Source organism: Streptomyces sp. NPDC028331 (assembly GCF_055565775.1).
In genome coordinates, this window is record NZ_JBVHTR010000014.1 from 183,997 (window position 1) to 198,399 (window position 14,403).

Consider the following 14,403-nt stretch of genomic DNA (forward strand, 5'->3'; position numbering starts at 1 on the left):
CCTGCCTTTTCTAAAGGTGGGGTTTGAAAAAAACAACCACTTGTCGCTGTTGTGTAAGGGGGGGTCTGACCCTGTCTTTTTGGTCTCCCCCCCCCCCCCCCTTCCGCGGCGCCGAGCCCGGTGCTGTGGCAGAAGCCGGGCGCCCTCGGCGCTCCGCGCGTCGCCGGGCTGCACCTGCAGTTCGGCGCCGACGCCTCCCGCGAGGCCGTGGTGTCCTGGCACACCACCGCCCCGGTGTCCCGGCCCCGGGTCCTGCTCGGCACCCCCGGCGGCGGCTTCGGCCGTACGGTGTCCGCGCAGACCACCACCTACCGCGACGCCAAGTCGGGCACCGAGGTGCAGGTGCACCACGCCCGGCTGCGCGGCCTGCGGCCCGGCTCCGACTACGTCTACGCCGCCGTGCACGACGGGGCCCAGGCCGAACTGGGCACCGTGCGCACCGCCCCCAGCGGCCGCTCGGCGTTCACGTTCACCAGCTTCGGCGACCAGGGCACGCCCACCCTCGGCCGCAAGAACGACAGCGGCCTGTACGTCAACGACAACCTGGGCTCCCCGGCCGCGGGCGACACCACCGCCGGTGTCGAGCGGATCGCCCCGCTGTTCCACCTGGTCAACGGCGACCTGTGCTACGCCAACCTGTCCACCGACCGGGTCCGCACCTGGTCCGACTGGTTCGAGAACAACTCCCGTTCGGCCCGCTACCGTCCCTGGATGCCGGCGGCCGGCAACCACGAGAACGAGCTGGGCAACGGCCCCATCGGCTACGGCGCCTACCAGGCCTACTTCAGCGTGCCCGACTCCGGCGCGGACGACGAACTGCGCGGCCTGTGGTACGCGTTCACCGCCGGCTCGGTGCGCGTGATCAGCCTCAACAACGACGACGTGGCCTTCCAGGACGGCGGCAACTCCTACGTCCACGGCTACTCCGGCGGCGCCCAGAAGCGCTGGCTCGAGGCGGAACTGGCCGCTTCCCGCGCGCATCCGGACATCGACTGGATCGTGGTGTGCATGCACCAGGTGGTCGTCTCGACGGCCGACAAGTTCAACGGAGCCGACCTCGGCATCCGTGAGGAGTGGGTGCCGCTGTTCGACCGCTACGGTGTCGACCTGGTGGTCTGCGGACACGAGCACCACTACGAGCGCTCCCACCCGATCCGCGGCCAGCAGCCCACCGACACCCGCACCCCGATACCGGTCTCCACCGACACGGCGACGGTGGACACCTCCAAGGGCACCGTGCACATGGTGATCGGCGGGGGCGGCACCTCCGCGCCGTCCAACCAACTGCTGTTCCCCACCCCGCAGTGCCGGGTGATCACCAAGGTGGGCCCGGCCGATCCGGCCACCGGCAAGCGCCCGCCCGTCTACGTCATCGAGGACGCCCCCTGGTCCGCCGTCCGCGACGCCGGCCATTCCTACGGCTTCGCCGCCTTCGAGGTCGACCCCGGCCACCCCGGCGGCACCACCTCGATCCACGTCACCTACTACGCCGTCGACGGCCCCTACGGCGACCTGGTCCCCGTCGACCGCTTCACCCTGACCCGCCCGCGCGGCGGCCGATGACCCACCCACCGCAGGGGGTGGCGCCGGCAGCCCGGCACCACCCCCTGGTCCACAGGTCAGACCTCGACCCGCACCAGCGCCAGCAGGCGGTCCAGGACACGGGGGCCGCCCGCGCGGACTCCGTCGTGTTCGAACTCGTCCGTCACCCAGGTGCGCAGGCCCCGGATCGCACGAGCGGTCTCCAGGGAGTGGGCGGTGTCGACGTACATGTCGTCGTGGTAGATCGCGGCCGCCACCGGCACCTCGTTGGACGCGAGGCGGGCGCGGTCGTACAGCGGTGTCCAGTCGGTGCGCCCGGCCAGCAGGTGTGCGGTCTCGCGCAGGGGGCGCAGCGCCGGGTCGGTGTCGAACATCCAGGGGTGCACGGACTCGCCCGTGAACAGCACCGGGGCGTCACCCGTGAGCGTCTTCGCCGCGTCGAACTGCGGGAACTCCGCCCGCACCCGCTCCGCCGACCAGGCGGTGGGGCGCTCGTCCTGGCCGTAGATCGCCTCGTGGACCAGCGCGTACAGGGGATGGCCCGCGTAGGACAGCAGGTGGTGCACCTCCTCCTGGAAGGCGTCGCTGAGCGCGAGGCCCTGCGGGGTGCGGACGAAGGCGTCCTCGAGGAGGAAGTGCAGGCGGTGGCTGCCGTCGCTGCCGCCGAGAAGGATGCCGAGGGACTGGAACGCCTCCACGGTGAGCCGGTAGCCGCCGTTCAGGACCGGCTCGTGGCGCAGCAGGTACTCGGCGATGCGGCGGACGCGTTCGACGTCCTGCGGGTAGCGGGCGTAATGAGCGGCGACCTTGCGTTCGATGCGCGGATAGGCGGCCCGGTAGACGTCGTCGGCGTGCGCGTCGAGGGAGGGCAGCCCGCCGGTGATCAGCGCGGCGCGCAGGCCTTCGGGGGCCGTCGACAGGTAGGCGACGGTGCAGAACCCTCCGAAGCTCTGGCCCAGGACCGTCCAGGGGGCGCCGCCGGTGACCTGCGGGCGGATGGCCTCGCAGTCCCGGACGATGGAGTCGGCGCGGAAGTGGGTGAGGTAGTCGGCCTGTGCGCGGGGGCCGCCGCGCAACGGCAGTGTCTGCCGGTTGGCGGGGGTGGAGGCGCCGGTGCCGCGCTGGTCGAGCAGGAGGACGCGGAACTCCTCGAGGGCGCGGCCGAGCCAGGCCTGTTTTCCGACGAAGCGGTGCGCGCCGAAGCCCGGGCCGCCCTGGAGGTAGAGCAGCCAGGGCAGGTCGTCGTCCGCCTTGTCGCTCGCCACGACCTCCCGCGCGTACAGCTCGATCGTCTCGCCGTCGGGGTCGTCGTGGTCCAGGGGCACGGTGAACCGGCGGTCGGTGAGGACGACGCCGGGCTGGCGGTAGCTGAAGGTCAACGGGGCTCCCCGGGACGGACGGATTCCAGGCCGCGTCCCAGTTCAGCACATGGTCCGGCGGCGCGGGCGCCAGGGACCGGGAAACCGTACTGACCGGCCGTTCAGCCGGTTTCGCGGGGCGGCGACTGCCGCTCAGCGCGCGGACAGGCTGGAGTTGCGCACCACCAGTTCCGGCTGGAGCACGACCCGCCGGTGTTCGTGCGGGCGGGAGCCCGACTCGGCCGCCACCGCCTCGGTCTCCTCCAGGAGGAGTTCGGCGGCGAGGGCGCCCATGGTGACGGCGGGCTGCCGTACGGAGGTGAGCGGCACGGCGGCGGCCGCGGCGAACTCGATGTCGTCGTAGCCGACGATGGCGAGGTCGTCGGGGACGCTGACGCCGGCCGCGAACATGGCCTGCAGGACGCCGAGGGCGAGCAGGTCGTTGGCGCAGAACACGGCGGTCGGGCGGTCGGCGAGCCCGAGGAGCCGGGCACCGGCGTCCCGGCCCGCGGCCACGTCGAGGCGCTCGGTCGGCAGTTCCCGCAGCGCCTGGGGGCCCAGCCCGGCCTCGGCCAGCGCGTTGAGGGCGCCGGTGCGGCGGTCCCTGACCTGGTTGAGTCCGGGCGGCCCGCTGACGTAGGCGATGAAGCGGTGCCCGGCGTCGACGAGGTGCCGCACCGCCAGGGCGCCGCCCGCCACGTCGTCGACCGACACCGAGCACTCGGTGGCGCCCTCGGCGACCCGGTCCACCAGGACGAACGGGATGCCGTGGCGGCGGAACGTCTCGATGTTGCGTCCGGTCGCGTCGGCGGGGGTCAGCAGCACCCCCCGCACCCGCTGCTCGGCGAAGAGCGAGAGGTACTCGGCCTCCTCGGCGGCGCTCTGCGCGCTGTTGCAGACCATCACGCCGAGCCCGGCGTCGCGGGCGGCCCGCTCGGCGCCGCGGGCCACGTCCACGAAGAACGGGTTGCCCATGTCGAGGACGAGCAGGCCCATGATCCGGCTGCGCCCGGCCCGCAGCTGCCGCGCCGACTCGCTGCGGACGTAGCCGAGCCGGTCGATCGCGGACAGCACACGGGCGCGGGTCTCGGAGGCGACCGTCTCCGGCCGGTTGATGACGTTCGAGACCGTGCCCACCGACACTCCGGCGGCGCGGGCGACGTCCTTGATACCCACCGACTGGGCCATCAGGCGGGGACCTCCAGGGTTCTGGGAGCGGCGGGCAGGGCTTCACATTATCGCCGCCGCCCCGCACGGCGGATCCGGTCAGGAAGGCAGGGAGAAGTCGACGACGTGCAGGGCCGAGGGGGTCGTACCGCTGGACTTCTCCTGGTACATGAAGGACAGCACGTCGTCCGCCCTCACCTGCGTCTCGTCGATCACGACCTCGCCGAAGGCGTTCAGGCCGTTGCCGTCGTACAGCAGTGTCCAGTCCGTGTAGCCGGAGGACTTCGACGCGCCCGCGATGCGCCCGTAGGGGAAGATCGCGTAGGCGTTGTCGTACCTGTCGAGGATCAGCTTGGTGCGCTGGCTGGAGTTCAGGGGGACCGGGATCTCGGTCTTCTGCCAGGTGCCGGAGGAGTTCTTGCGGACGTGGAAGGCGCGGCCGTTGGCGGTGCGGTCCGCGACGTAGTCCGTGGTGCACTGGCCGAAGCGGCCGGGGACGTAGCTGATGATCGCGTGCGGCAGGCCGGCCGAGTCGGTGAACTGGCTCTCCTGGTTCATCAGCGAGTGGTCGGGGCCGAGGGGGTCCACGACGAGCCCCGAGTCGGTGACGGCGACCGTGTCCGAGGTGCCGGTGGTGGCGACGAGGGCGCCCGCGTCGTTGCGCCAGGTGCGGCCGCGGTCGGTGGAGTAGACGTAGCCGGTGTCGTGGTTGGTGATGCCCCCGCTGGAGCACATCACCGCGGCGTTCTGCTCGCGCCAGGTGAAGAAGGCGTGCAGGCGGCCGCCCGCGTCGTAGTCGATGCCGTGCAGGTACATGTTGCGGGCGGTGCTGGAGCCGTGCGAGCCGGTGTAGGTGCCGGTGGAGCTCGACCACTCCCCGAGCGCCTTCCAGGACGAACCGTCGTACTCGGCGAGGGCGTTGCGGCCGTTGCCGGAGATCCCGACGCGGTAGCTCAGTTGCAGCTTGCCCTCGGGCGTGGAGACGAACTGCGGGTAGGTGAACCGGGAGGTGAGCGCGAGCCCGTCGAGGGACGTCTGGACCGCGCCGAAGACGGAGGACGTCCAGGCGGTCGTGCCGGGGTCGTCCAACAGCCCGGCGACGGACTTCACGTAGAAGTAGCCGTCGCTGTGCGAGTCCATGGCGAGGTGCAGGCGGCCGTCGATCTCGGAGACGCCCAGGGAGATGACGTTGTGCGAGTCGTCGCTCTTGAGCTGGTGGGAGAGGGTGACCGTGGACCAGGTGCTCGCGCCGAGCCTGCGGCGGGCGACCACGGCGTTGCGGGTGGAGGTGTACCAGGCGGCGTACTGGTGGCCCTGGTAGGTCAGCAGGCCGTTCTTCTGGAACGAGTTGTTGTTGACCAGGCCGTCGTACGACACGAAGTAGATCGCCCGGCTGTCGAGTGTGGTGGTGCCCGTCTTGGTGACCGAGGGGCCCGGGGTGGCCGCCCGCGCGGTCCCCGGGGCCGCCGTCCCGGCCAGCAGGGCGGTCGCCGGCACGGTACGTCGTCTCATCAGCACGTCTCCAGGACTCAGGCGAGGTGGAACACCTCGGTCAGGGGCTTCATGGCCTCGTCGGGGCGGGCGCCGTCCAGTGACTCGAAGAACGGCGCCATCTGGGCCTGCCAGCGGGCGTTGACCTCGGTCGCCTCCATGCCGGCCAGGGCGGCCTCGAAGTCCTCGGTCTCCAGGTAGCCGACGAGCAGGCCGTCGTCCCGCAGGAAGAGCGAGTAGTTGTGCCAGCCGGTCGCCGAGAGCGCCTGACGCATCTCCGGCCACACGGCGGCGTGGCGTTCGCGGTACTCGGCGATCCGGTCCTCGCGGACCTTGAGCAGGAAACAGACGCGCTGCATGTAGTACCGCTCCTTCGAGGTGAGTCGGCGATCAGAAGGTGAACCGGTCGATGTTCTTGCTGTCGAACACGGTCGGCTTGCCGAGGTTGATCACGCCGTCCTTGCCGATGGTGTACGTGGTGTCGCCGGCCTTGAAGGTCTCGCCCTCCTTGCCGGTGATCTGCCCGGACACCAGGGCGACCGCGGCGCGCGCGGCCAGGTCGCCGAGCTTGGCGGGGTCCCACAGCTCGAACGCCTCGACGGTGCCGTTCTTGACGTACTGGCGCATGTCGTTGGGGGTGCCGAGGCCGGTCAGCTTGACCTTGCCCTTGTACTTGGACCCCGACAGGTACTGGGCGGCCGCCTTGATGCCGACGGTGGTCGGGGAGATGATCCCCTTCAGGTTCGGGTACTGCTGGAGCAGGCCCTGGGTCTGCTGGAAGGACTGCTGGGCGTCGTCGTTGCCGTAGGCGATCTTGACGAGCTTGACGTCCTTGTACTTGGGGTCCTTCAGCTCGTCCTTCATGTAGCCGATCCAGGTGTTCTGGTTCGTCGCGGTCTGCGCGGCGGACAGGATCGCGATCTCGCCCTTGTAGCCGATCTGCCGGGCGAGCAGTTGCACCTCGGTGCGGCCCAGGTCCTCGGCGGACGCCTGGGAGACGAAGGCGTTGCGGCAGTCGGGCTTGGTGTCGGAGTCGTAGGTGACGACCTTGATGCCGTTGCTCATGGCCTGCTTCAGCGCGGTGCACAGGGCGCCCGGGTCCTGCGCGGAGACGGCCATCGCGTCGACCTGCTGCTGGGTGAGCGTGTTGACGTAGGAGACCTGGCCGCTGGTGTCGGTGGCGCTGGACGGGCCGACCTCCTTGTACTTCGAGCCCAGCTCCTCGAGGGCCTTCTTGCCGCCGTTGTCGGCCGAGGTGAAGTACGGGTTGTTGACCTGCTTGGGCAGGAAGCCCACGGTCAGGCCCTTCTTCAGGGCGGCGCCCGGGTCGGCCTTGGCGCCCGAGTCGGCGGATCCGGTGCTCTCGTTCTCGACGTCGTTCTTGGTGGTGCCGCCGCAGGCGGTCAGGGCGAGCGCCAGGGAGGTCGCGGCGGCGAGGGCCGCGCAGGCACGGCGGAGGGAAGACTTGCGCATGGCGGAGGGTCCTTTACGAGGGTGAGCGGAGGTTACGGGGCCGGAGTCGAGGCGGCTTGCCGGCCCGCCCTCGCCACGGAGATCTGACGCGCGACCCGGGGGCCGAGCACGGAGACGACGAGCAGGACGCCGGTGAGGACGATCTGCGACTGTGCGGAGACGTTGAGGAGGCTCATCACGTTCTGCAGGGCGCCCAGCAGGAACACTCCCGCGACGGCGCCGCCGAGGGTGCCCCTGCCGCCGTCGAAGTCGATGCCGCCGAGCAGGACGGCCGCGACGACGGAGAGTTCCAGCCCGGTGGCGTTGTCGTAGCGGGCGCTGGCGTAGTGCAGGGCCCAGAAGACGCCGGTGAGGGAGGCCATCAAGCCGGTCGCGGTGAACAGGATCAGCTTGGCGCGCTTGACCCGGATGCCGGCGAACCGCGCCGCCTCCTCGCTGGCGCCGACCGCGAACAGCGAGCGGCCGAACGGGGTGGCGTGCAGGACGACCACGGCGATGCCGAGCAGCACCAGGAAGGGCAGGAACGCCTGCGGCAGGAAGGAGTTGCCGATGCGTCCGGCCGCGAAGTTCAGGTACTGGGTGGGGAAGTCGGTCACCGCGTCGGAGCCGAGCACGATCTGTGCGATGCCCCGGTAGGCGGCGAGGGTGCCGATGGTGACGGCCAGGGAGGGCAGCCCGAGCCGGGTCACCAGCAGGCCGTTGACCAGCCCGCACACCACACCCAGGAGCAGGCAGACCGGGATGATCATCTCGATCGCCATGCCCTCGTTCCACAGCTTGCCCATCACGGCGCCCGACAGCCCGGCCGTGGAGGCGACCGACAGGTCGATCTCGCCCGCGACCACGAGGAGGGTCATCGGCAGCGCGATGAGCGCGATCGGCAGGGTGTTGCCGATCAGGAACGACAGGTTGAGGGAGTTGCCGAAGCCGTCGACGAAACCGAACGACAGCAGCAGGATCACCACGAGCAGGGCGCCGACGACCGTGTCCCAGCGGACGGCGCGCGTCAACGAGTCAGGCATGGGGGGCGTTCCCCTTCTTCAGGGCGGTCTTCTTCGCGGCCGCCTTCTTCAGGGCGGCGGCCACCCGCAGCGCGACGATCCGGTCGACCGCGATGGCGAGGAGGAGCAGGACACCGTTGATGGCGAGCACCCAGACGGAGCTGACACCGAGCGCGGGCAGCACGCTGTTGATCGAGGTCAGCAGCAGGGCGCCGAGGGCGGCGCCGTAGACGGTGCCGGAGCCGCCGGTGAAGACGACACCGCCGACGACGACCGCGCTGACGACGGTGAGTTCGTAGCCGGTGCCGGTGCCGGAGTCGACGTTGCCGAACCGGGCCAGGTACAGCGCTCCCGCGAGTCCGGCGAGGGCACCGCAGAAGGTGTAGGCGGTCAGGATCCGCTTGCGCACGGGGATGCCCGCGAGGCGGGCGGCCTCCGGGTTGGAGCCGAGCGCGTACAGCTCGCGTCCGCTGCCGAAGTTCTTGAGGTAGTACGCGGTCGCGACCAGGACGGCCAGCGCGATCAGGGCCGGCCAGGGGATCGCGGAGATGCCGCCGGCGCCGAAGTCGACGAACCCGCCGGGCAGGTCGGCCGCGGTGATCTGCCGGGAGCCGACCCAGATCGAGTCGATGCCGCGGATGATGTAGAGGGTGCCGAGGGTGACCACGAGGGCGGGCACCTGGCCGAGGCTGACGAGCAGCCCGTTCAGCAGGCCGCACCCCACGCCGAGCAGGACCGCCAGCACCACCCCGACGACGGGGTTTCCGCCGCCGTGCAGGTAGGTGCCGGCCGCGAAGGCGCTGATGCCGAGGGTGGAACCGACCGACAGGTCGACGTTGCGGGTGATGACGACCAGGGACTGACCGGTGGCGACCAGGACCAGGATGGTCGCGTTCAGCAGCAGGTCCTTGACGCCCTGCTCGGAGAGGAAGTCGCTGTTCCCGAGCTGGGTGACGACGATCATCGCCAGGAAGACGACGAGGATGGCGAGTTCGCGCATCTTGAACACGCGGTCGACCAGTCGGGTACCGCTGGACTTGGGCATCTCGGTCACGGGGGCCTGGTCGGGGGCGGTCACCGTCATGCCGACCACCTTTCGTTCTCACCCGAGGACTTCGTCCAGGGGGCACCCCCATCTCCGCCCGCGCGGCGCAGAGGTGCGGGCATCGTGGTCATCTGCGGCCCGGCGTCCCGCCCGTCTCCCGCCACCGCCCTCAGGCGACTGCGCTGCGCGCAGGCTGTTTCGATGCGTGCGACGCTCACGCGGCCCTCCCGGTGGCTGCGGCCATCACGGTTTCCTCGGTGGCTTTTGAGCGCGGGATCTCGGCGGTGAGCCGGCCCTCGTGCATGACGAGCACGCGGTCGGCCATGCCGAGGATCTCGGGCAGGTCGGAGGAGATCATCAGGACGGCCACGCCGTCCGCGGCCAGCTCGCCGAGCAGTCGGTGCACCTCGGCCTTCGTGCCGACGTCGATGCCGCGGGTGGGCTCGTCGACGATCAGCACCTTGGGGCCGGTGGCGAGCCACTTGGCGAGGACCACCTTCTGCTGGTTGCCGCCGGAGAGGGTGGAGACGGCGTCCGCGATCCGGGCGTACTTCACCTGGAGCTTCACGGCCCAGTCGAGGGAGCGGCTGCGTTCGGCGCCGCGGTCCACGAGCCCGGCCTTCACGGTCGTGCGCAGACCGGTCAGGCCGATGTTGCGTTCGATGGACATGTCCATCACCAGGCCCTGGGCGCGCCGGTCCTCGGGGACCAGGGCGAGCCCGGCGGCCATCGCGGTGGAGGGCGCGCCGTTGGTGAGCGCCCTGCCGTCGACCTCGACCTCGCCGGCGTCCCACCGGTCGATGCCGAAGACGGCGCGCGCCACCTCCGTACGGCCGGCGCCCACCAGCCCGGCCAGACCGACGATCTCACCGCGCCGCACGTCGAACGACACGTCCGTGAAGACACCCTCGCGGGTCAGCCGGCGCACGCTCAGCGCGACCTTTCCCGGCTTCACGTCCTGCTTGGGATACAACTCGTCGAGGTCGCGGCCGACCATGCGGCGGACCAGGTCGTCCTCGGTCATCCCCTCCAGCGGTTCACTGGCGATCCAGGCGCCGTCGCGCAGGGTGGTGACCCGCTGGCAGATCTCGAAGATCTCCTCCAGCCGGTGGGAGATGAACAGCACCGCCGCGCCCTGCTCGCGCAGCGTGCGGACGACGCCGAAGAGGCGGGCCACCTCGCTGCCGGTGAGGGCCGCGGTCGGCTCGTCCATGATCAGGACGCGCGCGTCGAAGGAGAGCGCCTTGGCGATCTCCACGATCTGCTGGTCCGCGATCGACAGCCCACGCGCGGGGCGTTCGGGGTCGAGGGCGACGCCGAGGCGCCGCATCAGGGCCGCGGTGGCGGCGTTCGTGGCCTTGTGGTCGATCCGTCCCAGCGCTCTGCGGGGCTGGCGGCCCATGAAGATGTTCTCGGCGATCGACAGGTCCGGGAAGAGGGTCGGCTCCTGGTAGATCACGGCGATCCCGGCGTCCCGGGCGTCGGCCGGGCCGTGGAACACGGTCGGCTCACCGTCGAGCAGCACCTGACCGGCATCCGGTCGGTGCACCCCGGCGAGCGTCTTGATGAGGGTCGACTTGCCCGCGCCGTTCTCGCCGGCGAGGGCGTGAACCTCGCCGGGGAACAGCTCCAGGGACACGTCTCTCAGGGCGCGCACCGCGCCGAAGGACTTGGAAATGTCCCTGAGCGCCAGCACCGGGGCCGGACCCGTGTCGGACGGGTGGGTCATGGGGGCTCCTCGACGACGCCGGTGGGACTGCCCTCGCGACGTCGTGAAAGGTTTCAACTTGGTTGCCGGGACGTTAGGCGGGCCAGCCATGTCACGTCAATGGGGTCGCCTCGAAAAAATTTCGATAGACCAAGTTCACGGCACAGCCACAGGAACGGCGGGCCGCCACAAGGCTTGACACCCCAGGTCAAGGCTCTTAGCTTCCCATCCTGAATCGTTTCACGCACGGTGTCCCCACCGATGCCCCCGATGCCACAGGAGCCCCGAAGTGACCGAGCTCGCCGCGGTGAAGGCCGCTCTGAAGTCCCAGGCCGTCGAAACGCCGTCGTGGGCGTACGGGAACTCGGGCACGCGCTTCAAGGTGTTCGCGCAGGCCGGGGTCCCCCGCGATCCGCGCGAGAAGCTGGACGACGCCGCCAAGGTGCACGAGTTCACGGGGGTCGCGCCGACCGTGGCGCTGCACATCCCGTGGGACAAGGTGGACGACTACGCGGCGCTGGCGAAGTACGCGCAGGAGCGCGGCGTGAAGCTCGGCGCCATCAACTCCAACACGTTCCAGGACGACGACTACAAGCTCGGCAGCATCTGCCATCCGGACGCCGCGGTGCGGCGCAAGGCCGTCGACCATCTGCTCGACTGCGTCGACATCATGGACGCCACCGGGTCCCGGGACCTGAAGCTGTGGTTCGCGGACGGCACGAACTACCCCGGGCAGGACGACATCCGTGCGCGGCAGGACCGGCTCGCCGAGGGCCTCGCAGAGGTGTACGAGCGGCTGGGCGAGGGGCAGCGGATGCTGCTGGAGTACAAGTTCTTCGAGCCGGCCTTCTACGCGACGGACGTTCCGGACTGGGGCACGGCGTACGCGCACTGCCTGAAGCTGGGGCCGAAGGCGCAGGTCGTGGTGGACACCGGTCACCACGCGCCGGGCACCAACATCGAGTTCATCGTGGTGACGCTGCTGCGGGAGGGAAAGCTCGGCGGGTTCGACTTCAACTCGCGGTTCTACGCGGACGACGACCTGATGGTCGGGGCGGCGGATCCGTTCCAGCTGTTCCGGATCATGTACGAGGTGGTGCGCGGGGGCGGGTTCACCTCCGAGGTCGCCTTCATGCTCGACCAGTGCCACAACATCGAGGCCAAGATCCCGGCGATCATCCGGTCGGTGATGAACGTGCAGGAGGCCACGGCCAAGGCGCTGCTGGTGGACCGGGACGCGCTGGCCGCCGCGCAGCGGGCGGGGGATGTGCTGGGCGCCAACGCGGTGCTCATGGACGCGTACAACACGGACGTGCGTCCGTTGCTGCGTGAGGTGCGGGAGGAGATGGGGCTGGACCCCGACCCCATGGGGGCGTACGCCCGGTCCGGTTGGGCCGAGAAGATCGTTGAGGAGCGGGTCGGTGGCCGGCAGGCCGGTTGGGGAGCGTGATTGCCGGGTCTCGTCCGCCGGGTACGCCCGGCTCCACACTGCGGGCCGTCAGTTGCCGGTCGCGCAGTTCCCCGCGCCCCTGGAGGGGCGCTTCCCGCACCCTCTTCCAGTTAAGGACCGAAACCCATGGCACCCCACCCCGAAGCCGCCGCTCTCCTCGCCCGTTCCCACCGGCTCGGCTCCGATCCCCGCAACACCAACTACGCCGGCGGCAACGCCTCCGCCAAGGGCACCGGCACCGATCCCGTGACCGGGGGCGATGTCGAGCTGATGTGGGTCAAGGGGTCCGGGGGTGATCTCGGGACCCTGACCGAGGCCGGACTGGCCGTGTTGCGGCTCGACCGGCTGCGAGCCCTCGTCGACGTCTACCCCGGTGTCGAGCGCGAGGACGAGATGGTCGCCGCCTTCGACTACTGTCTGCACGGCAAGGGCGGCGCCGCCCCCTCCATCGACACCGCCATGCACGGCCTGGTGGACGCTCCCCACGTCGACCACCTCCACCCCGACGCCGGGATCGCGCTCGCCTGCGCGGCCGACGGGGAGAAGCTGACCGCCGAGTGCTTCGGCGACAGCGTGGTGTGGGTGCCGTGGCGGCGGCCCGGGTTCCAGCTCGGGCTGGACATCGCCGCCATCAGGAAGGCCAACCCGCAGGCCATCGGCTGCGTCCTCGGCGGGCACGGGATCACCGCCTGGGGAGCCTCCTCGGAGGAGTGCGAGCGCAACTCGCTGCACATCATCCGCACCGCCGAGCAGTTCCTCGCCGAGCGCGGGAAGGCGGAGCCCTTCGGGCCCGTCGTCGAGGGGTACGAGGCGCTGCCCGAGGCCGAGCGCCGGGAGCGGGCCGCCGCCCTCGCGCCCCACGTCCGCGGCCTCGCCTCCCAGGACAAGCCGCAGGTCGGGCACTTCACCGACGCGGAGGTCGTGCTCGACTTCCTCGCCCGGGCCGAGCACCCGCGGCTCGCCTCCCTCGGCACCTCCTGCCCCGACCACTTCCTGCGCACCAAGGTCCGTCCGCTCGTCCTCGACCTCCCGCCGACCGCACCGCTGGAGGACGCGGTGGCCCGGCTGAAGGAGCTGCACGCCGCCTACCGCGAGGAGTACGCCGCCTACTACCAGCGGCACGCCCTGCCCGACTCCCCCGCCATGCGCGGCGCCGACCCCGCCATCGTGCTGATCCCGGGCGTGGGCATGTTCTCCTTCGGCAAGGACAAGCAGACCGCCCGGGTCGCCGGCGAGTTCTACGTCAACGCCGTCAACGTGATGCGCGGCGCCGAGGCCGTGTCGACGTACGCGCCGATCGAGGAGTCGGAGAAGTTCCGCATCGAGTACTGGGCGCTGGAGGAGGCCAAGCTCCAGCGGATGCCGAAGCCCAAGCCGCTCGCCACCCGGGTCGCGCTGGTGACGGGGGCCGGCAGCGGGATCGGCAAGGCGATCGCACACCGGCTGGTCGCCGAGGGGGCGTGTGTCGTCGTCGCGGACCTCAACGGCGAGAACGCCACCGCAGTGGCCGAGGAGCTGGGCGGGCCGGACAAGGCCGTCGCCGTCACCATGGACGTCACCTCCGAGGAGCAGATCACCGAGGCCTTCAAGGCCGCCGCACTGGCCTTCGGCGGCGTCGACCTCGTGGTCAACAACGCCGGCATCTCCATCTCCAAGCCGCTGCTGGAGACCTCCGCGAAGGACTGGGACCTCCAGCACGACATCATGGCCCGCGGCTCCTTCCTCGTCTCCCGCGAGGCCGCCCGGGTGATGATCGCCCAGGGGCTGGGCGGCGACATCGTCTACATCGCCTCCAAGAACGCCGTCTTCGCCGGTCCCAACAACATCGCCTACTCCGCGACCAAGGCCGACCAGGCGCACCAGGTGCGGCTGCTGGCCGCCGAGCTGGGCGAGCACGGCATCCGTGTGAACGGGGTCAACCCGGACGGGGTGGTGCGCGGGTCCGGGATCTTCGCGGGCGGCTGGGGCGCACAGCGCGCGGCCGTGTACGGGGTGCCGGAGGAGAAGCTCGGCGAGTTCTACGCCCAGCGGACCATCCTCAAGCGGGAGGTGCTGCCGGAGCACGTCGCGAACGCCGTCTTCGCACTGACCGGCGGGGACCTCACCCACACCACGGGACTGCACGTCCCGGTCGACGCGGGTGTGGCGGCCGCGTTCCTGCGGTGAGC

Annotated in this window: 11 protein-coding genes; 3 read left to right on the forward strand and 8 right to left on the reverse strand. The window is 70.8% G+C overall.

Annotated elements, in window-relative coordinates:
• Positions 1-120 precede the first annotated feature (120 nt).
• Positions 121-1,563: a purple acid phosphatase family protein gene (locus tag ACZ4SW_RS21940; protein WP_468246782.1), complete on the forward strand. Its 1,443-nt coding sequence runs from the start codon at positions 121-123 to the stop codon at positions 1,561-1,563.
• A gap of 56 nt (positions 1,564-1,619) precedes the next feature.
• Here ACZ4SW_RS21940 and ACZ4SW_RS21945 read toward each other — a convergent pair whose 3' ends face one another.
• The 8 genes from ACZ4SW_RS21945 to ACZ4SW_RS21980 form a co-directional block, all read right to left on the reverse strand.
• On the reverse strand, positions 1,620-2,921 hold the full coding sequence (locus tag ACZ4SW_RS21945; RefSeq protein WP_468246785.1) for an alpha/beta fold hydrolase: 1,302 nt from the start codon (positions 2,919-2,921) through the stop codon (positions 1,620-1,622).
• Positions 2,922-3,053: 132 nt separating this feature from the next.
• Positions 3,054-4,088, reverse strand: a complete 1,035-nt coding sequence (locus tag ACZ4SW_RS21950) for a LacI family DNA-binding transcriptional regulator (RefSeq protein WP_468246788.1) — start codon at positions 4,086-4,088, stop codon at positions 3,054-3,056.
• Positions 4,089-4,166: 78 nt separating this feature from the next.
• The gene (locus tag ACZ4SW_RS21955) at positions 4,167-5,579 is read right to left on the reverse strand and encodes a BNR repeat-containing protein (RefSeq protein ID WP_468246791.1); all 1,413 of its coding nucleotides are present in this window, start codon (positions 5,577-5,579) and stop codon (positions 4,167-4,169) included.
• A gap of 17 nt (positions 5,580-5,596) precedes the next feature.
• Entirely contained in the window at positions 5,597-5,917 is a 321-nt protein-coding gene (locus ACZ4SW_RS21960; protein WP_468246793.1) for an L-rhamnose mutarotase, read from the reverse strand.
• 31 nt (positions 5,918-5,948) lie between these two features.
• Positions 5,949-7,031: a rhamnose ABC transporter substrate-binding protein gene (rhaS, locus tag ACZ4SW_RS21965; protein ID WP_468246796.1), complete on the reverse strand. Its 1,083-nt coding sequence runs from the start codon at positions 7,029-7,031 to the stop codon at positions 5,949-5,951.
• A 32-nt stretch (positions 7,032-7,063) separates the two neighbouring features.
• Positions 7,064-8,053: an ABC transporter permease gene (locus tag ACZ4SW_RS21970; RefSeq protein ID WP_468246798.1), complete on the reverse strand. Its 990-nt coding sequence runs from the start codon at positions 8,051-8,053 to the stop codon at positions 7,064-7,066.
• Positions 8,046-9,116 (reverse strand): ABC transporter permease, encoded by a 1,071-nt coding sequence (locus ACZ4SW_RS21975; protein ID WP_468246801.1) that lies wholly within the window; start codon positions 9,114-9,116, stop codon positions 8,046-8,048. Before ACZ4SW_RS21975 ends, ACZ4SW_RS21970 begins: the two co-directional genes overlap by 8 nt.
• A 175-nt stretch (positions 9,117-9,291) precedes the next feature.
• Positions 9,292-10,806 (reverse strand): sugar ABC transporter ATP-binding protein, encoded by a 1,515-nt coding sequence (locus ACZ4SW_RS21980; protein ID WP_468246805.1) that lies wholly within the window; start codon positions 10,804-10,806, stop codon positions 9,292-9,294.
• Between the two features lie 268 nt (positions 10,807-11,074).
• On the opposite strand from ACZ4SW_RS21980, the gene rhaI reads away from it, so the two are divergent.
• The gene (gene rhaI, locus ACZ4SW_RS21985; RefSeq protein WP_468246807.1) at positions 11,075-12,235 is read left to right on the forward strand and encodes an L-rhamnose isomerase; all 1,161 of its coding nucleotides are present in this window, start codon (positions 11,075-11,077) and stop codon (positions 12,233-12,235) included.
• Positions 12,236-12,361: 126 nt separating this feature from the next.
• Complete coding sequence (locus ACZ4SW_RS21990) at positions 12,362-14,401, forward strand: bifunctional aldolase/short-chain dehydrogenase (RefSeq protein WP_468246810.1); 2,040 nt, start codon at positions 12,362-12,364, stop codon at positions 14,399-14,401.
• Positions 14,402-14,403: the final 2 nt, after the last annotated feature.